The sequence below is a fragment of the Pseudonocardia halophobica genome (genome assembly GCF_050948485.1).
In the GTDB taxonomy this organism is placed as follows: domain Bacteria; phylum Actinomycetota; class Actinomycetes; order Mycobacteriales; family Pseudonocardiaceae; genus Pseudonocardia; species Pseudonocardia halophobica.
This window is the reverse complement of record NZ_CP192046.1, coordinates 289,424-312,617: the sequence shown is the minus strand read 5'-3', so window position 1 is coordinate 312,617 and position 23,194 is coordinate 289,424. Positions and strand designations below refer to the sequence as shown.

Here is a 23,194-nt window from a genome sequence, read left to right as displayed (position 1 = left end):
GCCGCTCCAGGGGCGGTCGCCACCCACGACCCCCTCAGAGCAGGTCGAGGACCTTCTCCGGCGGACGTCCGACCACGGCCCGGTCCCCGACGACGACGATCGGCCGCTCGATCAGGATCGGGTGCGCGGCCAGGGCGTCGAGCAGGGTGTCCCGGTCCGCGTCGGCGAGCCCGAGCTCCTTGTAGAGCTTCTCCCCCGTCCGCACGATCGCGCGCGGGTCGTCCGTGCCGAGCTGCGCGAGCACGCGCTCGAGCCCGGCGCGATCCGGCGCGTCGTCGAGGTACCGCACGACGGCGGGGTCCACGCCGCGCTCGGTGAGCAGCGCGAGCGCGCCACGGCTCTTCGAGCAGCGCGGGTTGTGCCAGATGGTCACGGCGTCCTGGGGCCCGGCGTCGGTCATGCGCCGAGCCTAGATTGGCCGGCATGACGCCTCCCACCACCGGCCTGCTGGTCTTCGACGGCCGCTGCGGGTTCTGCACCCGCACCGTCGGGTGGCTGCGCCTGCTCGACCGGGACGCGCGGATCACCACGCTCCCCTACCAGCAGGCGGGCGCCCCCGAGAAGGCCGGCGCGACGACCACCGCCTGCGCCGACGAGGTCCACTTCGCCGCCGAGGGGCGGACGGTCACCGGCGCCGCGGCCGTCAACGCGGCCCTCGCGGTCGCCCTGCGCACGGACCTGCCCGAGCGGCTCTACTCCCGCACCGCGCCGGTGCAGGACCGCGTCTACGCGTGGGTCGCCCGGCACCGCGGCCGGCTGCCGGGCACCACGCCCTGGTGCGAGCGCTACCCGGACGTCTGCGGGTCCTGACAGGGGCCGGCCCCCGCACCCGCGAAGGGGTGCGGGGGCCGACCGCCGTGGTGGGAACCGTGCGTGTGCCACCACTGCACCACGTTCTCTGGACCGAGTCAAGTTTTCGACCGGGTCACCGGAGCGGTGATCCCTCGCGCACCTGAAGCCACGCTGAGTGAGCACTCCGGGCGCCGCCCGTGCTCGGGCAGACTGGTTCGCGATGAGCGAGATCCCGTTCCCGCACCGCGCCGGCGGTGCGCGGTGAGCGCGCCCCCCGGGCCGTTCCCGCCGGCCGTCCCCACGGCCCGTCCGGGCTCCGGCCCGCCGCCCCCGCGTACCCCCGAGCCCGGCTACGGCGGCGGAGGCCGACGGCCGCGGCGCGGTCTCGGCGGGCGGGTCGTCGGCGCGGTCCTGCTCGCGGTGGCCGCCTCGGTGTTCACCGTGCCGGACCTGTGGTCCGGGCTCGACCGGTGGAGCCCGTTCACCCAGGTCGTGGCCTTCCGCGCGATCCTGCTGGTGGTCGTGACCGTCGTCGCGCTGGCGCTGGCGCTGGTCACGCTCGGGATGCGGCGCATGTGGCCCTTTCCGCTGGCCATGCTCGCCGTCGTCGCCGTGACGGCGTCGACGATGGTGCCGCGGATGTCCGCCGACCCGGTGCCGACCGGCGGCACGCCCGTGAAGGTGCTGTCCTTCAACGTCTACACCGGCGACGCGGACGTCCGGGCCCTCGTCGACCTCATCCACCGCGAGCGGCCGGACCTGATCGCCCTGCCCGAGGCCGGGGAGCGCTACCGGCAGAAGCTCGCGCCGCTCATCGAGGACCTCGGCTACCGCACGGACGCCTCGGTCGACCGGCGGTCGCAGGACGTCAACGGCGTGGTCGCGGCGGTGTCCCCGCGGTTCGGCGACGTGACCTTCGACATCGGCAAGATCACGGAGGACTCGCCGTTCCCGTACGTGCAGGTCTCCGGCGGGGAGATGGGCGACCTGACCTTCGTCGCCTTCCACTCGGTGGCCCCCACCGCGGGCTCGGTCGCCCAGTGGCGGCAGGACCTCGCAGGCGTGTCCCGGTGGTGCTCCGCGGGCTCGCCGGCGATCGTGGCCGGGGACTTCAACGCCACCCTCGACCACTCGGTGCTGCGCGGCGCCACCGCGGACTGCGGCGACGCGGCCGCGCAGCGCGGCGCCGCGCTCACCGCGACCTGGCCGGCGATGCTGCCCCGCTGGCTGGGCGCCGAGATCGACCACGTCTTCGCCAACCAGGGCGCGACCTCGGAGTCGTTCGAGGTCCTGGACCTGCCCGGCAGCGACCACCGGGCCATCCTCACGACGTTGCGGCTGCCCTGATCCCGTCCGTCTCGTCGTCGACGAACACCTCGTCGAGCACGAACCGCTCGATGTCGAGCACGAAGCCGCGGACCCGCGTCTCCGGGTGCAGGAACGGGTCGTGCCGGAGCTGGGTGACCCCGCGCGCGACGCTGGTCGCCACGTCCTTGAACGCGAAGGTCCGCCACGACGGGCGCATCCCCGTCTCGTCGGCGAGCTCCTCGGTGAAGTCCTCGTCGGAGAAGGTGTTGAGGCCGCAGCCGCTGTGCTGGACGAGCAGCACGTCGCGGGTGTGCAGCTTGCGCTGGCTGATCGTCAACGAGCGGATCACGTCGTCGGTGACGACGCCGCCGGCGTTCCGGAGCACGTGCACCTCGCCGAGCTTCAGCCCGAACAGGGCGAACACGTCGATGCGGGAGTCCATGCAGGTGACCACCGCGGTGTGCAGGGCGGGCGGGACCGCAAGGCCCTCCGCGTTCGCCTTGGCCAGGCGACCGCCACCGGCCTCGTACCGCGTCAGCAGCTCGTCGTAGCTCACGGCGCACATCATCTCGGACGGACGGGTAGGAGGCAGGCCGGGATGCCCGCTTGGGGCACATCTCACTCCCGGATGCGCATCCCGGAATGCACGAACGGCACTTCCGTGCGGTAGGTCCGCACGAAAGTGCCGTCGGTGCAGCGGGCGAGCCGGGTCAGACCTGGTCGGCGATCGTCTCCGCGATCTCGTAGGTGTTCAGCGCGGCGCCCTTGCGCAGGTTGTCGCCGCAGACGAACAGCTCGAGGGTGTTCGGGAAGTCGAGCGCCTGCCGGACCCGGCCGACGTGCGTCGGGTCCTGCCCGACGACGGCGGCGGGCGTGGGCCACACCCCGGCGGCCGGGTCGTCCTCGAGCACGATCGTGGGCTGCGCGGCCAGCACCTTGTGCGCCGCCTCGACCGTGACGTCCCGGGAGAAGGTGGCGTGCACCGCCAGTGCGTGCGTGGTGATCACCGGGACGCGCACGCAGGTCGCCGAGACGCGCAGGTCCGGGATGCCCAGGATCTTGCGGGACTCGTTGCGGACCTTGAGCTCCTCCGACGACCAGCCGTCGTCCTTGAGCGAGCCGGCCCACGGCACCACGTTGAGCGCGAGCGGGGCCGGGAACGGGGAGTCGTCGCCCAGGTCGGCCACCGCCGCGGCGACGTCGCCGGACTCCGAACCCAGGTTCTTGCCCGCCACCGCGGACAGCTCGGCCTGCAGCCGGTCGATGCCGGGCTGACCGGCGCCCGACGCGGCCTGGTACGAGGCCACGACCAGCGCCTCGAGCCCGAACTCGCGGTGCAGCGCGCCCATCGCGGCCATCATCGACAGCGTGGTGCAGTTGGGATTCGCGATGATCCCCTTGGGCCGGTTCGCGGCGGCCTCGGCGTTGACCTCGGGCACCACCAGCGGCACCTCGGGGTCCATCCGGAAGGCGCCGGAGTTGTCGACGGCCACGGCGCCGCGGGAGGCGGCGATCGGGGCCCACTCGGCGGAGATCTCGTCCGGCACGTCGAACAGGGCGATGTCGACGCCGTCGAACACCTCCGGCGCGAGGGCCTGCACGGTGACGTCCTCATCGCGGACCTTCAGCACCTTGCCGGCGGAGCGGGCGGAGGCGATCAGCCGGATCTCGCCCCACGGCACGGACCCGCGGGCGTCGATGATCTCGATCATGGTGGTGCCGACGGCGCCCGTCGCCCCCACGATGGCCAGCACCGGTGCAGCGTTGTCGGCCATGTCAGCGCCCCGTCCCGGCCGCGACGACGGCCTCTTCCTCGGAGTCGAGCTCGAACGCGGCGTGCAGCGCGCGGACGGCGTCGTCGAGCTGGTCGGACTTGCAGATCACCGAGATCCGGATCTCCGAGGTGTTCATGGTCTCGATGTTGATCCCGGCGTCCGAGAGCGCCTCGCAGAACGTGGCCGTGACGCCCGGGTGGTTGCGCATGCCGGCACCGACCAGCGAGACCTTGCCGACCTCGTTGTCGTAGATCAGCTCGGCGTAGCCGATCTGCTCCTTGGCCTTCTCCAGCGCCGCGACGGCGTTGGGGCCGTCCGAGCGGGGCAGGGTGAAGGTGATGTCGGTCTTGCCGTCCGACTGGTTGGAGATGTTCTGCAGCACCATGTCGATGTTGATCTCGGCATCGGCCACGACGCGGAAGATCCGGGCGGCCATGCCGGGGGTGTCCGGCACGCCCGTCACGGTGATCTTGCCCTCGGACCGGTCGTGCGCGACCCCGGTGATGATGGGGTTCTCCAACGGAATCTCCTCGATCGAGCCGGCGACGAGCGTGCCGGGCTTCTCGTTGTACGAGCTGCGGACGCGCAGCGGGACGTTGTAGCGGCGGGCGTACTCGACGGCCCGCAGGTGCAGCACCTTCGCGCCGCACGCGGCCAGCTCGAGCATCTCCTCGTAGGTCACGGTCTCGAGGTGCCGCGCCTTCGGGGCGATCCGGGGGTCGGCGGAGTAGATGCCGTCGACGTCCGTGTAGATCTCGCAGACGTCCGCCTCGAGCGCCGCGGCCAGCGCGACGGCGGTGGTGTCCGAGCCGCCCCGGCCGAGGGTGGTGATGTCCTTCGAGTCCTCGCTCATCCCCTGGAAACCGGCGACGAGCACGATGTGCCCCTCGGCCAGCGCGCTGCGCAGCCGGTGCGGGTTGACCTCGACGATGCGCGCGTCGCCGTGCTTCGAGGTGGTGAGCATGCCGGCCTGCGAGCCGGTGAACGAGCGGGCCTCGGCGCCCAGCGAGTGGATCGCCATCGCGACGAGGGCGTTGGAGATGCGCTCGCCCGCGGTGAGCAGCATGTCCATCTCGCGCGGCGGCGGGGCTCCGGTGGAGACCTGCTCGGCGAGGTCCGTCAGCTCGTCCGTCGTGTCGCCCATGGCGGACACGACGACGACGACGTCGTGACCCTCCTTGCGGGTGCGGACGATGCGTTCGGCGACCTTCTTGATCCGCTCCGCGCTCTCGACCGACGATCCGCCGTACTTCTGCACGACGAGGGCCACTCCGACCTCCTGTCCGGCGCCGGTCCGGCGCCCTGGTCCTCCGCCTCGGGGGCGTGTTCGCACCGCTCTCCGGGCGCTGGTCGGGAGCCGAGGATACCGGCTGCGACGTGCACCGTTAACGTGTTTGACCGATGCCACAGAGGCCCACGCCACGTTTGGGGGCCGGAGCCGAGGGGCATCGCGCGGGAACCCGGCCGTCTGGCGCTGGGTGGCTACCGCGGCGACGCAGCCGCGACACCACTCCGTCGGGTGCGGGTCGGCGGGGGCCGGAACGCCCGGGCACCCGGCAGGAGATCATGGACCGATGAGCGCGGCGGGCGGCGACGGGGGCGCGGAGGTGGTCCGGGACGAGGTCCCGGAGGCCGCCGAGCGCCCGACCGAGCCGCTCGCGGCGGTCCGGGCGCGCGGCCGCGCCGTGCCCTGGGCCGCGATCGGGCGGGCGCTGCTCCCCGCTGCCCTCTTCCTCGGCGTCCGCTGCGTCGGGCTCGTGGTGCTCGCCATGGTCGCGACCCGGCAGGGCACCCGGCTCGGCGACGAGCTCGGCTCCTGGGACGGGCAGTGGTTCCTCGGCCTGGCCCAGGGCGGCTACGACGGCGTCCCGATCGGGCTGAGCGACGCCTACGGCAACCGCAGCGGCGAGACCCCGCTGGCGTTCTTCCCCGGCTATCCCGCCACGGTCGCCGTCGTCCGGTTCCTCACGGGCCTGCCGCTGCTCTCGGCGGCGCTCGTGGCGACCGTCCTGGCCGGGATCGTGGCGGCCTACGGCCTCGCGAAGCTGGGCGAGCTGGTCCCCGGCGGGTCCCGGCGCGTCGGCCTGGTGCTGGTGGTGCTGTTCGCGAGCACGCCGATGGCCGTCGTGTTCTCGATGGCCTACTCCGAGGCCCTGTTCTGCGCGGCCGCCGCCTGGTCGCTGGCGTTCCTGCTGCGCGGGCAGTGGATCGGGGCGGGCCTGGCCGCGGCCGCCGCCGGACTGGTGCGGCCGACCGCGGCGGCGTTGGTCGCGGCCGTGGGGCTGGCCGCGGTCGTCGCCGTCGTCGGGCGGCGGGACGGGTGGCGGCCCTGGCTGGGCGGCCCGCTCGCCGCCGCCGGGCTGCTCGGCTACCTCGGCTACGTCGCGACCCGCACGGGCTCGCTCACCGGGTGGTTCGCGCTGCAGCAGCGCGGCTGGGACTCGCGGTTCGACGGCGGGAGGGCCACCGCGTCGTTCGCCACCGCCGCGCTGGCCGACGGCCGGTCGGTCATGGAGGTCGCGACCGTCGGCGTCCTGCTCGGGGCGATCGCGCTGCTGGCGGTGTCCGTGGCGCAGGCCGTGCGCGGCTGGATGCCGTGGCCGCTCGTCGTCTACTCGGCGGTGGTGCTGGTCATGGACGTGGGCAGCAACGGGCTCATGGGCTCCAAGGCGCGGCTGCTCGTGCCGGCGTTCACGCTGCTGCTGCCGGTGGCCGTGGGCCTGGCCAAGCGCAGGCCGGGCACCCGGGTGTCCGTGCTGGTGGCCGCGGTGCTGGTCTCGGCCTGGTTCGGGGCGTACGCGCTGGCCGACTGGCCGTACGCGATCTGAGGACCGTCCGGCGACGCATCGCCGGACGGCCTTCGAGCGGGCGACGCGTCGGGCTACGGTACGGGCGAGGCCCGGGGTGGCGCCTCCCGGACCCGCCCCGAGGAGCGTCACGATGACCGACACCGCGTCCGTGATTCCCGCCGTGGACCTGGCCGACCTCCGGTCGGCGCCCCACGGGCGCCGGGCCTGCGCGGAGACCGTGCACCGCGGGCTGCGCGACATCGGCTTCGTCTTCGTCCGCACGCCGGAGGTGGCCGAGCGGCTGCGGGCGGACTACCGGACCTTCGCCGAGGTCCTCGACCGGCCCGAGGCCGAGCTCGAGCGGTACCGCCGGCCGGACATCCACCATCTCCGGGGCTACACGCCGCTGGGTGCCGAGACCGCCGCGGCGTGCCGGCGGAGCGGTCGCGGCGGCGCGCCCCAACCGGACCACCGGTCGTGCTGGTTGATCGGCCCCGAGGGGTTCACCGACCCCACACTGCGGTCCCGGTTCCCGGCCTTCCACGCCGACAACGTCTGGCCGGAGGACGCACCCGGCTTCCGCGACCGGTCGCTCGCCCTGCACGCCCGGCTGGACGCGATCGGACACGAGGTGCTGCGGGCACTCGAACCCGGTCTCGGCTACGAGGAGGGCTTCTTCGACGAGGTGACCCGGGACGCCGGTTCGTCGCTGCGCCCGCTGCGCTACCCGCCCGTCCCGGCGGAGCGGCTCGGCAGCGTGGTCTGGGGTTGCCGGCACACGGACGGCAACCTGGTCTCGGTCCTGCCGCCGTCCACCTCGACCGGCCTGAAGGTCAAGGTGCGCGGTGGCGGCTGGATCGACGCGGTCGCCCCGCCCGGCCACTCCATCGTCCAGGTCGGCGACATGCTGCAGTACATGACCGGCGGCCATCTCCGGTCCGCCGTGCACCGCATCGACGCACCCGATCGCCCGACCACCGAGGCCCGCTACTCCGCGCCGCTGTTCGTCTATCCCCGCGCGGACGTCGACCTGCGTCCGCACGAGCGGTGGGGCGCGAACCCGGACAGGTTCCCGTCCCGCACGGCCGCCGACTACTTCCTGGAGCGGCTCCGCCGCATCGGGCTGGACCGCACGCGTGCGGCCGGCCCCGCGGTGGGGCTCAGCCGATCCGGCGGATCAGCCGGGTGACGACGGCGGTGATGATGCCCCAGATGATCGCCGCGGTGCCGTAGTTCAGGGTCACGGCGAGCTTCGGCTCCGCGGGCAGGAACAGGTTCCCGAGCCCGAGGTTGAAGTACTCCGCCAGATCGCTGATGAAGATCGTGAAGCCGTTGGCCGGGTTGGCGTCGAGCAGGGTCAGCACGATGTGGATCATCAGGACCGCCACGATCAGCATCCCGACGATCCGGACGAGGGAGGCCAGCAGGCCTGCCCCGCGACGCACGGTCGTTCCCACCGCCATTGTGTGTTCCCTCCACGGCACGAGTTGCGCGCATCCTCTCAGACGGTGGGCCGTTCGGCGGGGTCGGCGCGCTCCCCCTATCGGGTGGCCGGGCGTCACGAAGTGTGGTCGCCGTCATCGCGCCGGGGGTCGGGGTTGCCGTGGCCCCGGGGCGGGGGGTTACAGTCGACTCCATGGCGCGCCTGCTCCTTCGCCGCCGCGGCGGGGTCTGACCGACCGGCCCCTCGTCGCGGGTTCTGGCGTGCCGCCGGTCGACACCTCCCGGTAGCACCCCCAGAAGGAGCACGATCCCCGTGTCCATGTCGCCCGACGCCTACACCGCCTCCTCGGCCAGCAGGATCCGCACGCCCTCCGTACCGGCGCCCGCGGACCAGCCCGTGTGGAACCCCCAGAAGGGCTCCCATATGCCGATCGGGCGGTACAAGCCGTTCCACGAGCTGGTGGAGCCGGTCTCGCTGCCCGATCGCACCTGGCCCGCCACGCGGATCACCAAGGCCCCGCTGTGGTGCGCGGTCGACCTGCGCGACGGCAACCAGGCCCTGATCGACCCGATGAGCCCCGCGCGCAAGCGCCGCATGTTCGACCTGCTGGTCCGCATGGGCTACAAGGAGATCGAGGTCGGCTTCCCGGCCGCCAGCCAGACGGACTTCGACTTCGTCCGCGAGATCATCGAGCAGGACGCGATCCCGGAGGACGTCCGGATCCAGGTCCTGACCCAGGCCCGCCCCGAGCTGATCGAGCGCACCTTCCAGGCCTGCGAGGGCGCGCCGCGTGCCGTCGTGCACCTGTACAACTCCACCTCGGTGCTGCAGCGCCGCGTGGTATTCCGTTCCGACCGCGCCGGCATCACCAGGATCGCCACGGACGGCGCGGAGCTGGTCCAGCAGTTCGGCGAGAAGTACCCGGACACGGACTGGCGCTTCCAGTACTCGCCGGAGTCCTACACGGGCACCGAGCTGGAGTACGCCGTCGAGGTCTGCAACGCCGTCAGCGAGATCTGGCGGCCCACACCGGACAACCCGATGATCGTCAACCTGCCGGCGACCGTCGAGATGGCCACGCCCAACGTCTACGCCGACAGCATCGAGTGGATGCACCGCAACCTGGCGCGCCGGGACGGGATCATCCTGTCGCTGCACCCGCACAACGACCGGGGCACCGGCGTCGCGGCCGCCGAGCTGGGCTACCAGGCCGGCGCCGACCGCATCGAGGGCTGCCTGTTCGGCAACGGCGAGCGCACCGGCAACGTCGACCTGGTCACCCTGGGCATGAACCTGTTCACCCAGGGCATCGACCCGCAGATCGACTTCTCGGACATCGACGAGATCCGCCGGACCGTCGAGTACTGCAACCAGCTGCCCGTGCACGAGCGGCACCCGTGGGGCGGCGACCTGGTCTACACCGCCTTCTCCGGCAGCCACCAGGACGCGATCAACAAGGGCTTCGACGCCATGAAGGCCGAGGCCGCCGAGGCCGGGCACCCGGTCGACGAGCACCCGTGGGAGGTGCCGTACCTGCCGGTCGACCCGAAGGACATCGGCCGCACCTACGAGGCCGTCATCCGGGTGAACTCGCAGTCCGGCAAGGGCGGCGTCGCCTACATCATGAAGACCGAGCACCAGCTGGAGATGCCGCGCCGGCTGCAGATGGAGTTCTCGAAGCTCGTCCAGGAGGTCACCGACTCCGAGGGCGGCGAGGTCTCGCCCAAGGAGATGCGGGACGTCTTCGAGACCGAGTACCTGACCCGCGAGACCCCGCTCAAGCTGATCCGGCACCGGCTGACCAGCGACGGCGAGGGCCGGGACGAGATCGTCGCGACCGTCCGGGTCGAGAGCGAGCTGCACGAGATCGCCGGCAGCGGCAACGGCCCGCTCGCGGCGTTCGTCGACGCGCTGGCCGGCATCGGGTTCGACGTCCGCGTCCTCGACTACCACGAGCACGCGATGGGTGGCGGCGACGACGCCCGCGCGGCCGCCTACGTCGAGTGCGCCATCGAGGACACCGTCCTCTGGGGTGTCGGGATCGACTCCTCGATCGTCGCGGCTTCCTTCAAGGCGCTGGTCTCGGCGATCAACCGGGCCCTCCGCTGACACCCGTGAGTGCGAACTGCCCCTAGAGCGGCAGTTCGCACTCACGACCCGGCCTGACCCACGGCGATCCGGTTGCCGCGAGTCCGGCGCCGGGTCCGCCCGACGTGTGTACGTGCTCACCGCCCGCCGCGTGATCCCGCGAGGCGGTGTCGACGGCGGCGTGGGAGGCGACGATCTCGCCTCCCACGCCGCGACCCGAGGGACCGGGGCACCACAGCACCGTCCCGGGCCTCCGTCCTCGCCCCGAGCCCGACCGCCCGGACCTCACCCCCGGCCCGGGCGTCCCACACCCGTCGGGCAGCACGAGACACCCGCCTGCGACTCCCACACCTGCCTCGGCACCGCGACACACCCCGTCCGCACGTCCCACACCCGGTTGACGGGCTGTGGGACACGGCAACAGGTGTGCGGGTGTTCCCCACGCCCCGGAGCTCGGGCGCGGTACCCGTCCGGACCGCTCGTGAGTGGCGACGGTCGCTCTGGCGACCATCGCCACTCACGAGGGTCAGCGGCCGAGGATCTCCGTCACCGAGCCGGCGTGCTCCGGGGTGCCGACGGCGAGGTTGGCCGCCTCGTCGACCATGTCCGCGTCGACGTGGTGCGGGCGGATCCGGCCGTCCCGGATCTGCTCCGCCCAGTGGCAGGCCACGCGGTGGCCCGCCGCCGCGCCCTCGAGCCGGCGCAGCTCGGGCCGCTCGGTGTCGCACCGCTCGGCCTGCTTCCACGGGCAGCGGGTGTGGAACCGGCAGCCCCTGGGCGGGGCGGCCGGCGAGGGCAGGTCGCCGGCCAGCAGGATCCGCTCCCGCCGGTCCTCGGCCTCCGGGTCCGGCAGCGGTACCGCGGACATCAGCGCCCGGGTGTAGGGGTGCTGCGGGTCGGCGTAGAGGTCCGACGACGGCGCCTCCTCGACGATCCCGCCCAGGTACATCACGCCCACCCGGTCGCTGACGTGCCGGACCACGGCCAGGTCGTGCGCGATGACCAGGTAGGTCAGCCCGAGCTCGCGCTGCAGCCGGGACAGCAGATTGAGCACCTGGGCCTGCACCGAGACGTCGAGCGCCGACACCGGCTCGTCGGCCACGACCAGGTCGGGCTCCACGCACAGCGCCCGCGCGATCCCGATCCGCTGCCGCTGCCCGCCGGAGAACTCGTGCGGGTACCGGCGCAGCGCCCCCTTCGGCAGCCCGACGGCGTCGACCAGCTCCTGCAGCCGCTTCCGGTCCGCCTCCGGGCCGTGCGACAGCCCGTGCGCCTTCATGCCCTCGGTGAGCAGCGACTCCACGGACTGCCGCGGGTCCAGGCTCGACATCGGGTCCTGGAACACCATCTGGAACCGGCGGCGCCGCCGGCGCAGCTCCTCGCCCTTGAGCCCGGCGATGTCCTGGCCGTCGAACCGGACCTGGCCCCGCGTGGGCTCGGTGAGCTTGAGGATCGCCCGGCCCAGCGTCGACTTGCCGCAGCCGGACTCGCCGACCAGGCCGTAGGTCTCGCCGCGGCGCACCGTGAGCGAGACACCGTCGACGGCGTACACGTGCCCCACCGTCCGCGCCCGGAACACCCCCTGGGTGATCGGGAAGTGGACGGCGAGGTCCTCGACCTCCAGCAGCGCCGGGGCCAACCCGTCGGCCTGCTCGCTCATTCCGCTCCCTCCGCGACCGGGACGGGGTTGTGGCAGCGCAGCAGCCGCGTCCCGGCCTCCTCCGCCGCCGGCGTGACCTCCGCGCACACCTCGAGCGCGCGCGGGCAGCGCGGCATGAAGGCGCACGCCCCGCCCTCCGGCGAGGCCCACGGCAGGTTGTCGTTGACCGAGCCACGGATCGCCGCGAGGTCCTCCCCCGGCGGCCCGTCGAGCCGCGGGATGGAGCCGAGCAGCCCGTGCGTGTACGGGTGCCGGGGCTGCCGGAACAGCTCGTGTCGGTCGGCCCGCTCCACGATCCGGCCCGCGTAGAGCACGTTGACCCGGTCGCACAGCCCGGCGACGACGCCGAGGTCGTGCGTGATCATCACCAGCGCCGTCCCCGTCTCCGCGACCAGCTGCTTGAGCAGGTCGAGGATCTGGGCCTGGATGGTGACGTCGAGGGCGGTCGTGGGCTCGTCGGCGATCAGCAGCCGGGGCGTGCACGCCAGCGCGATCGCGATCAGCGCGCGCTGCCGCATCCCGCCGGACATCTGGTGCGGGTACGAGTCGAGCCGCCGCGTCGGGTCGGGGATGCCGACCCGGTCCAGCAGCTCCGCGGCCTCCCGGCGCGCGGCGTCCTTCTTCATCCCGCGGTGCCGGGTGAGCACCTCGGTGACCTGCAGCCCCACCGGGATCACCGGGTTCAGCGAGGACAGCGGGTCCTGGAAGATCATCGACAGGTCGCGGCCGCGGCGCTCGCGCATCGCGGAGTCCGTCAGGCCCAGCAGGTCCTCGCCGTCCATCCGGATCGAGCCGGTGACGCGGTTGCCGCGCTCGGGCAGCAGACGCATCACCGCCAGCGAGGTCACCGACTTGCCGCAGCCGGACTCGCCGACCAGCCCGACGATCTCCCCGGGCCTGACGTCGAAGCTCACCCCGTCGACGGCGACCGTGTCCGGCTCGCCGCGGCGGGTGAACGCCACCTTCAGGTCCTCGACCTCCAGCAACGCGCTCATCGGCGCCCCTTCGGGTCGAGCGCCTCGCGCAGGGCCTCGCCGAGCAGCGTGAACCCGAGCGCGACCAGGATGATCGCGATCGCGGGCCAGAACGCCAGCGCGGGCCGGACGTCGAGGTAGGACTGGGCGTTGGCGAGCATGAGCCCCCATTCGGCGCGGGCCGGGTCGCCGTCGCCCAGCCCGAGGAAGGACAGCGCGGCCGCGTCGAGGATCGACGTCGCCAGGGTCAGCGTGGCCTGCACGATCACCGGGCCCATCGCGTTGGGCAGCATGTGCCGCAGCACGATCGAGCGGCGCCGCACCCCCAGCGAGGTGGCCGCGAGGACGTGGTCGCTCTCCCGCTGCGCGAGCATCGAGCCGCGCAGCAGCCGGGCGAACACGGGCACGCCGACCAGCGCGACCGCGATGATCACCGTCGTCTGGCTGGGTTTGGCGGCCAGGGCCGCGATCGAGATCGCGAGCAGCAGCGACGGGATGGACAGCAGCACATCGGTGACCCGCATGAGCACGGTGTCGACCCAGCCGCCGAGGGCGCCGGCGAGCGCGCCGATCACCACGCCGAGCACCAGCCCGATCAACGTGGCCAGCACGCCGACCAGCAGCGTCTGCCGCGAGGCCAGGATCATCCGGGAGAAGAAGTCGCGGCCGTTCTGGTCCGAGCCCAGCGGGAAGCCGGGCTGCGCGCCGGGGATCGAGTCCGGGCGCAGGGTGCGCTGCAGCTCGGGAAAGGCGGTCGCGGCGTCGTGCGGGGCGATCCAGGGCGCGAGGATCGAGACCAGCACGAACAGGCCGACGATCACCGCGCCGACGATCGCGACCGGGTTGCGCCGCAGCCGTTGGAAGGCGTCGGCGGTGAGGCTGCGCCCGCTCGCCTCCGCCAGCTCGTCGACGCGGCGCCGGCGGCGGTCCAGCAGTGTCGGGGGTCGGGGTCGCAGGCTGCCCCTCGGCGAGGTCATCGCACCCTCACCCTCGGGTCGATGACCGCGTACGAGAGGTCCACGAGCAGGTTCACGATCACGTAGACCAGCGCGCCGAGCAGCACCACGGCCTGCAGCCGGGGGTAGTCGCGGCGCTCGATCGCCTGCGCGAGCAGCGTGCCGAGGCCACCCCATACGAAGACCTTCTCGGTGAGCACCGCGCCCGCCAGCAGCAGGCCGGTCTGCAGGCCGATCGTCGTCGAGACGGGCAGCAGGGCATTGCGGAGCACGTGCCGCTCGCGGACAGTACGGGGCGCGAGCCCCTTCGAGTTGGCCGTGCGCACGAAGTCCGAACCCATGACGTCGAGCACGGACGCCCGGGTGATCCGCACGATCACCGCGAGCGGGATCGTGGCCAGCGCGACCGCGGGCAGCACCAGGTGCACGAGGGCGTCCCACGACGCGTCGAGCTCCCTGGTCAGGAGCCCGTCGAGCACGGCGAACCCGGTGACGTGCGTGGCGTCGATGTCCACGGCCTGCCGCCCTGAGGGCGGGAACCAGCCGAGGTCCACGGCGAAGAACTGCTTGAGCAGGTAGCCGAGGAAGAACACGGGGACCGCGACGCCGACGAGCGTCGCGATCACGGTGGTGGTGTCGAGCGGGCGGCCGCGGTAGCGCGCCGCCACGTAGCCGAGCGGGATGCCCAGCACCACCGCGAGCAGCAGCGCGGCCATCGCGAGCTCGATCGTCGCGGGGAGCGCCCGGGCGATCTCGGTCGTCACCGGTTCGCCGGTGATCAGGGAGTTGCCGAAGTCGCCGGTCAGTGCGCGGCCGAGGAAGCGGAAGTACTGGACCGGGACGGGCTGGTCGAGCCCGAGCACGGTGTTGAGCTGGGCGATCTTCTCCGGGGTCGCCTTGTCGCCGAGCAGCGCGGCCGCCGGTCCGCCGGGCAGCGAGCGCAGCCAGGCGAACAGGAGGATGGACAGCAGCAGGAGCGTCGGGACGACCTGGATCAACCGCCGCACGATGAAGCGCAGCATGGTGGCCTTTCACACCGGCACCCCGAGCGCATCACGGAACCACGATGCGCTCAGGGCGGCCGATTCGGCGCATGAGGGAACCATAATGTGGTCGGCAATCGCGAATTCGACCCATTATGGTTCCATAATGTAGTTCGGTCGGATCAGCTCTGCGTCTTGCTGACGGTGTTGAACCGCTCGTCGGTCAGCGGGCTGGGCACCAGGCCCTGGATCGCGCCGGAGACGACGATCGCGGGCGGGCTGCTGCTGATCGGCACGGCCGGCAGGTACTTCGCCATCAGGTCGCGGTTGGCCTGCTCGTACGCCGCGGCGTGCTTGGCGGGGTCCGGCTCGGCGTCGGCCGCGTTGATCTGCGCGTACATCGCCGGGTCCTCCGGCCCGAATTCCGGCTTCTCGCGGCCGAAGAAGGTGCCGATGAAGTTGCCGGCGTCGTTGTAGTCGCCGGTCCACCCGAGCAGGTGCAGGTCCTGCTTGCCCGCGGTCTGGACGTCGTCCTTGAAGCCGCCGTTCCAGGGGCGCGGCACCGCGTTGACCGTGATCCCGGCCTGCTTGAGGTTCTCCGAGATCAGCTGGAAGAGGTCGGTCGGGTTCGGCATGTAGGGCCGGGTGACCTCGGTCGGGTAGTAGAAGTTCAGCGTCAGGTTCGACGCCCCGGCCTGGGCCAGCAGGTCCTTTGCCTTCTGCGGGTCGTACGGGTACTGCTGGACGTCGTCGGCGTACCCGGCGACGGTCTTGGGCATGAACTGCGTCGCGACCTCGGCGCCCTCGGGCAGCTTGGTCTGCACCAGCGCCTGCCGGTCGATCGCGTAGGCCAGCGCCTGGCGCACCCGGATGTCCTTGAGAGCCGGGTTGTTCTTGGTGTTGATGCCCATGTAGAGCACGTTGAACGGCTGGCGGATCAGCACCTGCTGCCCGGCCTGCTTCAGGGCGTTGTAGTCGGCGGGCGACGGGTAGTCGTAGCCGTCGATGGTGCCGGCCGTGAGCTCCTGCTTGCGGGCGTTCTCGTCCGGGATGATCTTGAACACGAGCTTGTCCAGCTTGGCCTTCTCACCCCAGTAGTCGGGGTTGCGGACCAGGGTGATCGTGTTCGCGGTGCGGTCGTAGCTCTCGAACTTGAACGCGCCGGTGCCGGTGGGGTGGTCCGTGGCGTAGGCGGGGTAGGAGAACGAGTCGCCGCTCTGCGTGACGTTGTCCGCGTCGTACTGCTTCAGCGCGGCCGGGCTGGAGATCGACAGCGAGGTCAGGCCGAAGGCGGCGGGGAAGGCGCCCTTGTACTTGGTCAGGGAGATGGTGGCCTTGTCGCCGTTCGCCTGGCAGGACTCGTAGATCCCGCCGGAGTTCTTGAAGCCCTCGAAGACGTCCGCGTAGTAGATCATGTTGCTCTGCGCGGCCTCGCTGGTCGTGTTCGCCCAGCGGTCGAAGTTGGTGCAGACGGCGGCGGCGTCGAGCGGGGTCCCGTCGTGGAACTTCACGCCCTGACGGATCGTGAAGGTCCACTGCTTGCCGTCGGGGCTGGACGACCACTCGGTCGCCAGGCCCGGCGCGAGGTCCGTGGTGCCCGGCTTGTACGTGATCAGCGTGTCGTACATCTGACGGACGGGACGGAAGCTCTCGCCGTCGTCGTTGAAGATCGGGTCGAAGTTCTTCGGGGCGCCGGCGGCGCCGAAGACCATCGTGCCGCCGGTCGCGCCGGCCGACCCGCCGTCACCTCGTTCGGAGGTCGCACAGGCGGCGAGCGAGACGGTGAGCGCGCCAGCGGCGATGGTGGCGAGCAGACGTCGTGTGGTGGGCATTCTCAGGACACCTCGAGGTCGTCGGGGTTCGAGCGATGCCCGGAGACGCTAGTCAAGGTGTTTACCCGTCGGTAGCCCGCAACGTCACAGTTGGGGCACAGCTACCTCAAAACCAGCTCAAATGCGTGAGGCGGGCGTAACAGTCTCACGCTCCGTGGCGCGAGCACACCCACCCGGCGGAACCATGCGTCGCGTCCACCGTGGACGCGCGACAGTCCGGTCAGGACGCCTCGAACTCGCCGTTCTTCACGCCCGCCACGAACGCCGCCCACTCCTCGCGGGTGAAGGCCAGCGCCGCCTGCTCGCGGTTCTTGGTGTCCCGCACCAGGAACGTGCCGTCGGGTGTGCGCCCGACCTCCACGCAGCTGCCGCGGTTGCAGAAACTGCTGGTCCGGAACTCGATCACGACCCGCCCCCTTGCGCACTGTTGCGCGCACCGTAGCGGGCGATCAGCTCTGCGCTGTCACCGGGGGACAGTGACACCCCGGCGACATCGTCGAAGATCTTCGTGTAGAGATCCACATCGGACGGAGCCTCGAGGTAGGTGTCGCCCGCGCTGCCCTCGATGTGGACCACGTCCCCTGCGAGCTCGTCCGCGAAGCGCAGCACGGTGAACTGACCGGCGAGCGCCCGGTGCATCCCGATGTCGAACGGGAGCACCTGGATCGAGACGTTCGGCAGGCTCCCGAGCTCGAGCAGGTGCTCCGCCTGCTGGGCCATCACGTCGACGCCGCCGACCAGACGGCAGAGCACGCTCTCGTCCATGACCGCGCGCACGCGGAGCGGGTCCTCGGCGCGCCGCAGCGCACGCGCCCGCCGCATCCGGAGCTGCACCAGGAGCTCGATCTCGGACTCCGAGTGGCTCGGCAGCAGCGCCCGCATGAGAGCCCGGGCGTACCGCTCGGTCTGCAGCAGCCCGAGCAGCACCGTGTTGTCGAACGTGCGGACCTCGACGGCCTCGGTCTCCAGCGCGGCGAAGCGCGCAGGGGCATCGAGCACGAACCGCTCGGGGTGCACGCCTTCGGTGATCGGCTCCCACCACCCCTGCGTCCGGCCCTCGCGGACCAGCCGGCGCAGCATGTCCTGCTCGGCGTCGGACGTGACGCCGTAGATCCGGATCAGCTCGTTGACGTCGGGCATCTTGGGGATCCCCTTGCCCGTCTCCAACCGGCTGATCTTGGAGGTCGAGCAGGTCATCTTCTCGGCGACCTCGTCGAGGGTCATGTCGGCGTTGAGCCGGAGTCGCCGGAGCTCGGCGCCCAGCCGCCGGCGCGGACCTGCGGGCCCCTGCTGTGGCGCCATCCCACCTCCCCCGTCCGCTCACCCGTCGGAACCGGTCGGATGCTCCGAGCGAGTGATTCGCACCTGGCCCCTCCCGTGCAATTGCACGAGGACATCCCGTCGGGCAATCTAAGCACAGCTGGACCCCGAGTGGTTCGCATCACCTCCACCCGGGGTCCCCGAGGGAAGGAGGGCGCTCGTGATCTCCCCGAACGGCCCGCGCCCCGCCCGTCGCACCTGCCGCCCCGCGGCCCCGGTCCCGCCCCGAGGGGCCCCTCCGACTCCCGGCACCCGCCGGGCAGCACTCCGAGTGGAAGGTGACGTCCGATGACCCACATCCGAGCCGTTCGCACGCGTGCCGGAGCCCCGTCCAGCAAGGTCGCCCGCCGTCGGTCGGGCAGGTGGTCCCCGTGATCGGCCCCATCGGCATCGTCCTGGTCGGGCTGGGTGTCCTGGCCGTCATCGGCGTGGTCGTCGGCATCCTGGATGCCGCACAGGCCCGCGCCTGGCGGCGGGTCGCCGCCGAACGCCGTCGCAACTGGGAGGGCCGGCAGGCCGCCATGGGCCGGTCGGGTCACGACTCCTGGGGTGACGACGACGGCGACTGACTGCGCAGTGCCGGGGGGTTCCTGCGCGCGGTGGTCCCGCTCGAGCGGGACCGGCGCCCCCACCGGCCCCACCGGGAAGGCGGTCCGCCCCGGCGGACCGGGTCCGGACCTCCGGCCCGGCGTCGCACACCGCGGCGTCGGGCCTTTTCCGTCTCGTGCGATGAGTTCTCGCCCGGTGCACGGTCACTCCCCTGCCGGCCCCGATGACCAGGAGGAACCGTGACAGAGGTCCACACGCTCGACGTCCCCGGCGCGCGCCTGCACTACGAGGTCCGTGGCTCCGGCCCGGTGCTCGTCGTGGTGGGTTCGCCGATGTCGGCGGCGCACTTCGCGCCGCTCGCCGACGCCCTCGCCGCGCACCACACCGTGGTCACCACCGACCCCCGCGGGATCGCGAACAGCGCGCTCGAGGACCCGACGGTCGACGTCCCGGTGGAGCAGCGGGCGGACGACGTCGTCGCGATCCTCGACGCACTCGGCGCCGGCACCGCGGACCTGTTCGGCTCCAGCGGCGGCGCGACCACCGGCCTCGCGCTCGTCGCCCGGCACCCGGACCGGCTGCGCACTCTCGTCGCGCACGAGCCACCACTGCTCGAGCTGCTGCCGGACCGCGAGGCCCGGCGCGCCGCGACCGAGGACGTCGTCGCGACCTTCCACGCCGAGGGCGTCGGTCCGGCGTTCGCCAAGTTCATGGCCGCCGCCGGGTTCGTGGGCGACGACGCCGGTGCGCCGGCCGAGCCCCCACCCGGCCCGCCGCCGTCCGAGCAGGACATGCGCGACGCCGAGCGGTTCCTGGCCCACGACCTGCTGGTCACGACCCGGTACGTGCCGGACCTCGAGGCGCTGCGGGCGGCGCGGACCCGGATCGTCGTCGGGATCGGCCGGGACTCCGGGCACCTGCTGACCCACCCGACGTCGACCGCCCTCGCCGAGCGGCTCGCGGTGGAGCCGACCTTCTTTCCCGGCGACCACGGGGGCTTCCTCGGCGCCCCGGCGGAGTTCGCCGAGGTGCTGACGAAGGTGCTGGCCGGTTAGGACAGCGCGCGGCGGCCTGCGAGGGCGCGGCCGAGGGTCATCTCGTCCGCGAACTCCAGGTCGCCGCCCATCGGCAGGCCCGAGGCCAGCCGCGTGACGCTGAGCCCGGGGAAGTCCTTGAGCAGCCGGACCAGGTAGGTCGCGGTCGCCTCGCCCTCGGTGTTCGGGTCGGTCGCGATGATGACCTCGCCGATGTCGCCCTCGTCGGTCGCCGGGCCGGTCCCGCCGAGCCGCGCGAGCAGCTCGCGGATCCGCAGCGACTCCGGCCCGATCCCGCCCAACGGGTCCAGCGCGCCGCCGAGGACGTGGTAGCGGCCCTTGAACTCGCGGGTGCGCTCCACCGCCAGGACGTCCTTGGGCTCCTCGACCACGCAGACGACCGTGGGGTCGCGGCGCGCGTCGGAGCAGTAGCGGCAGCGCTCCTTCTCCGAGACGTTGCCGCACACCTCGCAGAACTGCACGCCCTGTTTGACCTTCTGCAGGACCTCCTGCAGCCGGGTGACGTCCGCGGCGTCGGCGGCGAGCAGGTGGAACGCGATGCGCTGCGCGCTCTTCGGACCGACGCCGGGCAGCCGGCCCAGCTCGTCGATCAGGTCCTGGACCGGTCCCTCGAACACGTCAGACGCCGGGGAGGCCGAATCCGCCGAGGTCGCCCAGGCCGCCGGTGAGCGGGCCCATCTTCTCCGCCTGCAGCTCCTGCGCGGCGCGGGAGGCGTCCTGGATGGCGCCCACCAGCAGGTCCTGCAGGGTCTCGACGTCCTCGGGGTCCACGATCTTCGGATCGATCTCGACGCGGCGGATCTCGCCCGCCGCCGTCTGGGTGACACGCACGAGCCCGTTGCCCGCCTGGCCGGTCACCTCGGCCTCGGCGAGCTCCTGCTGCGCCGTCATGAGCTGTTCCTGCATCTTCTGCGCCTGCTGCAGGATCATCGACATGTCCGGCTGACCACCCGGTTGCACCAGAACACTCCTCGAGGTCTCGCCCGCGTGTGCGGTCTCGCGACCCAGGGTAGCCGTGCCACGCTGTCCGCCGTGTCCGCCCCGCGTCGCGCCCTCGTCCTGACGCCGGCCCTGCTCCTGCTGGTCGCCTGCACGGCCGCCGGACCCGCGGCGCCCGCGCCCTCCGTGGCCGTCCCGACCAGCAGCGTCGCCACGTCGCCCGCGCCGGCGGCCCCCACGCGCACGGTCGTCCTCGACCCCGGGCACAACGGCGGCAACGGGTCCGCCCGCGCGGCGGTCACCCGCCAGGTTCCCGACGGCCGCGGCGGCACCAAGGCCTGCAACACCACCGGCACCTCGACCGACGCCGGCTACCCCGAGCACGCCTTCACCTGGGACCTGGCCGGACGGGTCCGCGCGCACCTCGCGGCCGCCGGCGTCGCCGTCGTGCTCACCCGGCCCTCCGACGACGGCGTGGGCCCCTGCGTCGACGAGCGCGGCAAGGCCGGTCAGGAGGCCGGCGCCGACCTGCTCGTCTCGCTGCACGCCGACGGCGCCGCCGCCTCCGGGCGCGGCTTCCACGTCGCCTACTCCTCGCCGCCGCTCAACGACGCGCAGTCCGGCCCGGCCATCGACCTCGCCCGGGACCTGCGCGACGCGTTGCGCGCGGACGGCTTCCCGACCAGCGACTACATCGGCCGGGACGGCCTCTCCCCGCGCGCCGACCTCGGCGGGCTCAACTTCGCGACGGTGCCCGCGGCCCTGGTGGAGTGCGCGAACATGCGCAACAGCGAGGAGGCCGCCGTGGTCTCGTCGGCCGCGGGGCGGGAACGCTACGCCGCCGCGATCGCCGCGGGGATCACGACGTTCCTCGCCGGGCTGCCGGCCTGGTCCTTTCGTAAGGTGCCCGCGGTGCACGCCGAACAGCTCCTCGCGCTCCCCACCTGGCGGGCCTTCGACGTCGACGACTCCGGCCGGGTCCTCGCCGGTGGCGACGCCTCCGGCTCCGTCCAGCTCGTCGAACTCGCCCCCGACGGCAGCGCGACCCCGCTCACCGCCTTCGACGGCCCCTGCCGGGGGCGGTACCTGCCGGGCGAGCGACGGGTCGTCGTCGAGCACGACCGGGGTGGCGACGAGCGCGCCCAGCTCAGCCTGCTCGACCTCGCGACCGGCGGGCTCACCCCGCTGGTCGACGACCCGGACCACGTGAACCTGCTGCTCGCGGTGCTGCCGGGCCGCGTCGTCTACATGACCAACCGGTCCGACGGCGTCGCGTTCGATCTCGTGATCCACGGGGTCGACGCCGGGGCCGAGGAGACCGTGCTGGCCGGCGGCACGCCGGTCGGCGAGGTCGCGGCCGACGCGGAGGGGCGCCGGCTGCTCGTCACGGTGGCGGGCGAGGCGGCGATGACCGACCGGCTGCTGGCCGTCGACACCATGCCGGAGACCGAGGGCGGGCGCGTGCACGTGCTCGCCGAGGGCGCACGGTTCGTGCGGCCGCAGTTCGCCGGGGACGAGGTCGTCGTCAGCACGGACGCGGGCCGGGACCGCATCGGCGTCGCGCTGCTCGGCGGCTCCTGGCTCGCCGTGGACGACGACGCCGACCTCCTCGGCCTGCTCACCCCGGACGGCGGCACGCTCCTGGTGGTGCGGTCCGCCGAGGGCCTCGACACGCTCCGGCTGCACGACGCGGCGACCGGGGAGCCGCGGACCACCGTGGCGCTGCCGGTCGACGGGGTGGTCACCCGGACCCCGCCGGTCTTCTCGCCGTCGGGCCGGTACGCGGCGCTCTCGTTCACCGCGCCGGACACGCCCGGCGACGTGGTGCTGCTCGATCTCGCCTCTGGGCAGGCCACCCCGCTGACCCGCACCGTCGCGGCGTGGGAGGGACCGCCGTTCGTGCACCCCGCGGACGTGCGGGTGCCGGTGTCGGACGGCGAGCAGGTGCCGTGCGCGGTGTACCGGCCCGCGTCGCCGGACGGGTCGGCGGTCGTCGTGCTGCACGGGGGGCCGGAGAGCCAGGCGGTGCGCAGCTTCGACCCGGTGGTGCAGCTGCTCGTCGCCGCTGGGCACACGGTGCTGGTGCCGAACGTCCGCGGCTCCACCGGGTTCGGGAAGCGCTGGTACTCCGCCGACGACCGGGAGCGGCGCCTCGACGTCCTGCTCGATCTCGCGGCCCTGCACGACGCCCTGCCCGGGCTCGGCTGCGACCCGGCGCGCGCCGCGCTGTGGGGGCGGTCGTACGGCGGCTACCTCGTGCTGCTCGGGTTGGCCTTCCAGCCGGAGCGGTGGGCGGCGGGGGTCGACATCGCGGGCATGTCCAGCCTGGTCACATTCCTGCAGAACACCGCGCCGCACCGGCGGGCGTTCCGGGAACGCGAGTACGGCTCCGACCCCACCTCCCTCGCCGCCGCTTCGCCGCTCGCACGCGTCGACGAGATCCGCGCTCCGCTGCTCGTGGTGCACGGGGAGAACGACCCGCGGGTCCCGGTCTCCGAGGCGCGGCAGATCGCCGAGGCCACCGGCGCCGAGCTGCTGGTCTTCCCCGACGAGGGGCACGGCCCCGACAAGCGGGAGAACAAGATCACTGCCTTCTCGCGGGGCCTGGCTCTCCTCTCCCACCTCTGAGGACGCGAGTCGGGAATTCCAGCACCGCGAGTCGGGAGATCCGGCACCGCGAGTCGGGAGATCCGGCACCGCGAGTCGGCTCTGCACCCCCGCGGGTCGCGC

The 23,194-nt window shown here is 72.8% G+C and carries 22 protein-coding genes; 8 read left to right on the top strand and 14 right to left on the bottom strand.

All coding sequences use genetic code 11. From position 1 onward, the window contains the following. Positions 1–34: 34 nt before the first annotated feature. Positions 35–400 (bottom strand): arsenate reductase (glutaredoxin), encoded by a 366-nt coding sequence (arsC, locus tag ACQP04_RS01570; RefSeq protein ID WP_433505303.1) that lies wholly within the window; start codon positions 398–400, stop codon positions 35–37. Positions 401–423: 23 nt separating this feature from the next. Between arsC and ACQP04_RS01565 the strand changes: the two genes are divergently transcribed. After that, complete coding sequence (locus tag ACQP04_RS01565) at positions 424–810, top strand: thiol-disulfide oxidoreductase DCC family protein (RefSeq protein ID WP_433505302.1); 387 nt, start codon at positions 424–426, stop codon at positions 808–810. Positions 811–1,053: 243 nt separating this feature from the next. Continuing rightward, positions 1,054–2,139 carry an endonuclease/exonuclease/phosphatase family protein gene (locus ACQP04_RS01560; protein ID WP_433505301.1) on the top strand — a complete coding sequence of 362 codons (1,086 nt, stop codon included), beginning with the start codon at positions 1,054–1,056 and terminating at the stop codon, positions 2,137–2,139. Here the strand turns inward: ACQP04_RS01560 and ACQP04_RS01555 are convergent. The 3 genes from ACQP04_RS01555 to ACQP04_RS01545 all read right to left on the bottom strand — a co-directional run bounded on the left by ACQP04_RS01555 (position 2,117) and on the right by ACQP04_RS01545 (position 5,145). Continuing rightward, positions 2,117–2,656: a beta-class carbonic anhydrase gene (locus tag ACQP04_RS01555; protein ID WP_433505300.1), complete on the bottom strand. Its 540-nt coding sequence runs from the start codon at positions 2,654–2,656 to the stop codon at positions 2,117–2,119. The genes ACQP04_RS01560 and ACQP04_RS01555 overlap by 23 nt on opposite strands. 154 nt (positions 2,657–2,810) lie before the next feature. Continuing rightward, positions 2,811–3,875, bottom strand: coding sequence for an aspartate-semialdehyde dehydrogenase (locus ACQP04_RS01550; RefSeq protein ID WP_433505299.1), 1,065 nt, complete (start codon positions 3,873–3,875; stop codon positions 2,811–2,813). 1 nt (position 3,876) lies between these two features. After that, entirely contained in the window at positions 3,877–5,145 is a 1,269-nt protein-coding gene (locus ACQP04_RS01545) for an aspartate kinase (RefSeq protein ID WP_037048551.1), read from the bottom strand. Positions 5,146–5,449: 304 nt separating this feature from the next. Here ACQP04_RS01545 and ACQP04_RS01540 point away from each other — a divergent pair, with 304 nt between their 5' ends. Continuing rightward, the gene (locus ACQP04_RS01540) at positions 5,450–6,703 is read left to right on the top strand and encodes a hypothetical protein (RefSeq protein WP_433505298.1); all 1,254 of its coding nucleotides are present in this window, start codon (positions 5,450–5,452) and stop codon (positions 6,701–6,703) included. 112 nt (positions 6,704–6,815) lie between these two features. Beyond that, positions 6,816–7,853, top strand: a complete 1,038-nt coding sequence (locus ACQP04_RS01535) for an isopenicillin N synthase family dioxygenase (RefSeq protein WP_433505297.1) — start codon at positions 6,816–6,818, stop codon at positions 7,851–7,853. On the opposite strand, the gene ACQP04_RS01530 is transcribed toward ACQP04_RS01535, so the two are convergent. Then, on the bottom strand, positions 7,825–8,127 hold the full coding sequence (locus ACQP04_RS01530) for a hypothetical protein (protein ID WP_433505296.1): 303 nt from the start codon (positions 8,125–8,127) through the stop codon (positions 7,825–7,827). The two genes, ACQP04_RS01535 and ACQP04_RS01530, sit on opposite strands and share 29 nt — an antisense overlap. A gap of 299 nt (positions 8,128–8,426) precedes the next feature. Here ACQP04_RS01530 and leuA point away from each other — a divergent pair, with 299 nt between their 5' ends. After that, entirely contained in the window at positions 8,427–10,217 is a 1,791-nt protein-coding gene (leuA, locus tag ACQP04_RS01525; protein WP_433508273.1) for a 2-isopropylmalate synthase, read from the top strand. 505 nt (positions 10,218–10,722) lie between these two features. Here the strand turns inward: leuA and ACQP04_RS01520 are convergent. The 7 genes from ACQP04_RS01520 to ACQP04_RS01490 all read right to left on the bottom strand — a co-directional run bounded on the left by ACQP04_RS01520 (position 10,723) and on the right by ACQP04_RS01490 (position 17,903). Then, positions 10,723–11,856, bottom strand: coding sequence for an ABC transporter ATP-binding protein (locus ACQP04_RS01520; protein WP_433505295.1), 1,134 nt, complete (start codon positions 11,854–11,856; stop codon positions 10,723–10,725). Further along, positions 11,853–12,851, bottom strand: a complete 999-nt coding sequence (locus tag ACQP04_RS01515) for an ABC transporter ATP-binding protein (protein ID WP_433505294.1) — start codon at positions 12,849–12,851, stop codon at positions 11,853–11,855. Before ACQP04_RS01515 ends, ACQP04_RS01520 begins: the two co-directional genes overlap by 4 nt. Beyond that, the gene (locus ACQP04_RS01510; RefSeq protein ID WP_433505293.1) at positions 12,848–13,807 is read right to left on the bottom strand and encodes an ABC transporter permease; all 960 of its coding nucleotides are present in this window, start codon (positions 13,805–13,807) and stop codon (positions 12,848–12,850) included. The genes ACQP04_RS01515 and ACQP04_RS01510 overlap by 4 nt, the downstream gene beginning before the upstream one ends. After that, a complete protein-coding gene (locus tag ACQP04_RS01505) occupies positions 13,804–14,808 on the bottom strand; it encodes an ABC transporter permease (protein ID WP_433505292.1) in 1,005 nt (334 codons plus the stop codon). Before ACQP04_RS01505 ends, ACQP04_RS01510 begins: the two co-directional genes overlap by 4 nt. A 143-nt stretch (positions 14,809–14,951) precedes the next feature. Next, positions 14,952–16,601: an ABC transporter substrate-binding protein gene (locus tag ACQP04_RS01500; protein WP_433505291.1), complete on the bottom strand. Its 1,650-nt coding sequence runs from the start codon at positions 16,599–16,601 to the stop codon at positions 14,952–14,954. 220 nt (positions 16,602–16,821) lie between these two features. Next, on the bottom strand, positions 16,822–17,007 hold the full coding sequence (locus ACQP04_RS01495; RefSeq protein ID WP_433505290.1) for a DUF397 domain-containing protein: 186 nt from the start codon (positions 17,005–17,007) through the stop codon (positions 16,822–16,824). Next, positions 17,004–17,903, bottom strand: a complete 900-nt coding sequence (locus ACQP04_RS01490; RefSeq protein WP_433505289.1) for a helix-turn-helix domain-containing protein — start codon at positions 17,901–17,903, stop codon at positions 17,004–17,006. Before ACQP04_RS01490 ends, ACQP04_RS01495 begins: the two co-directional genes overlap by 4 nt. A 389-nt stretch (positions 17,904–18,292) precedes the next feature. Here ACQP04_RS01490 and ACQP04_RS01485 point away from each other — a divergent pair, with 389 nt between their 5' ends. Together ACQP04_RS01485 and ACQP04_RS01480 are read left to right on the top strand one after the other, a co-directional pair. Next, on the top strand, positions 18,293–18,490 hold the full coding sequence (locus ACQP04_RS01485) for a hypothetical protein (protein ID WP_156067742.1): 198 nt from the start codon (positions 18,293–18,295) through the stop codon (positions 18,488–18,490). Between the two features lie 219 nt (positions 18,491–18,709). Then, the gene (locus ACQP04_RS01480) at positions 18,710–19,525 is read left to right on the top strand and encodes an alpha/beta fold hydrolase (protein WP_433505288.1); all 816 of its coding nucleotides are present in this window, start codon (positions 18,710–18,712) and stop codon (positions 19,523–19,525) included. On the opposite strand, the gene recR is transcribed toward ACQP04_RS01480, so the two are convergent. Next, positions 19,522–20,142 carry a recombination mediator RecR gene (gene recR, locus ACQP04_RS01475; RefSeq protein ID WP_232868081.1) on the bottom strand — a complete coding sequence of 207 codons (621 nt, stop codon included), beginning with the start codon at positions 20,140–20,142 and terminating at the stop codon, positions 19,522–19,524. The two genes, ACQP04_RS01480 and recR, sit on opposite strands and share 4 nt — an antisense overlap. A gap of 1 nt (position 20,143) precedes the next feature. Further along, positions 20,144–20,485, bottom strand: coding sequence for a YbaB/EbfC family nucleoid-associated protein (locus ACQP04_RS01470; protein ID WP_081924365.1), 342 nt, complete (start codon positions 20,483–20,485; stop codon positions 20,144–20,146). Between the two features lie 72 nt (positions 20,486–20,557). On the opposite strand from ACQP04_RS01470, the gene ACQP04_RS01465 reads away from it, so the two are divergent. Next, the gene (locus ACQP04_RS01465) at positions 20,558–23,092 is read left to right on the top strand and encodes an alpha/beta fold hydrolase (protein ID WP_433505287.1); all 2,535 of its coding nucleotides are present in this window, start codon (positions 20,558–20,560) and stop codon (positions 23,090–23,092) included. Positions 23,093–23,194 lie beyond the last annotated feature (102 nt).

What these genes read in the sequence shown, in the direction of transcription:
- arsC (WP_433505303.1), bottom strand. Translation starts at nt 400, where the DNA reads ATGACCGACGCCGGGCCCCAGGACGCCGTGACCATCTGGCACAACCCG.
- ACQP04_RS01565 (WP_433505302.1), top strand. Translation starts at nt 424, where the DNA reads ATGACGCCTCCCACCACCGGCCTGCTGGTCTTCGACGGCCGCTGCGGG.
- ACQP04_RS01550 (WP_433505299.1), bottom strand. Translation starts at nt 3,875, where the DNA reads ATGGCCGACAACGCTGCACCGGTGCTGGCCATCGTGGGGGCGACGGGC.
- ACQP04_RS01540 (WP_433505298.1), top strand. Translation starts at nt 5,450, where the DNA reads ATGAGCGCGGCGGGCGGCGACGGGGGCGCGGAGGTGGTCCGGGACGAG.
- ACQP04_RS01535 (WP_433505297.1), top strand. Translation starts at nt 6,816, where the DNA reads ATGACCGACACCGCGTCCGTGATTCCCGCCGTGGACCTGGCCGACCTC.
- ACQP04_RS01530 (WP_433505296.1), bottom strand. Translation starts at nt 8,127, where the DNA reads ATGGCGGTGGGAACGACCGTGCGTCGCGGGGCAGGCCTGCTGGCCTCC.
- leuA (WP_433508273.1), top strand. Translation starts at nt 8,427, where the DNA reads ATGTCGCCCGACGCCTACACCGCCTCCTCGGCCAGCAGGATCCGCACG.
- ACQP04_RS01520 (WP_433505295.1), bottom strand. Translation starts at nt 11,856, where the DNA reads ATGAGCGAGCAGGCCGACGGGTTGGCCCCGGCGCTGCTGGAGGTCGAG.
- ACQP04_RS01515 (WP_433505294.1), bottom strand. Translation starts at nt 12,851, where the DNA reads ATGAGCGCGTTGCTGGAGGTCGAGGACCTGAAGGTGGCGTTCACCCGC.
- ACQP04_RS01510 (WP_433505293.1), bottom strand. Translation starts at nt 13,807, where the DNA reads ATGACCTCGCCGAGGGGCAGCCTGCGACCCCGACCCCCGACACTGCTG.
- ACQP04_RS01505 (WP_433505292.1), bottom strand. Translation starts at nt 14,808, where the DNA reads ATGCTGCGCTTCATCGTGCGGCGGTTGATCCAGGTCGTCCCGACGCTC.
- ACQP04_RS01500 (WP_433505291.1), bottom strand. Translation starts at nt 16,601, where the DNA reads ATGCCCACCACACGACGTCTGCTCGCCACCATCGCCGCTGGCGCGCTC.
- ACQP04_RS01490 (WP_433505289.1), bottom strand. Translation starts at nt 17,903, where the DNA reads ATGGCGCCACAGCAGGGGCCCGCAGGTCCGCGCCGGCGGCTGGGCGCC.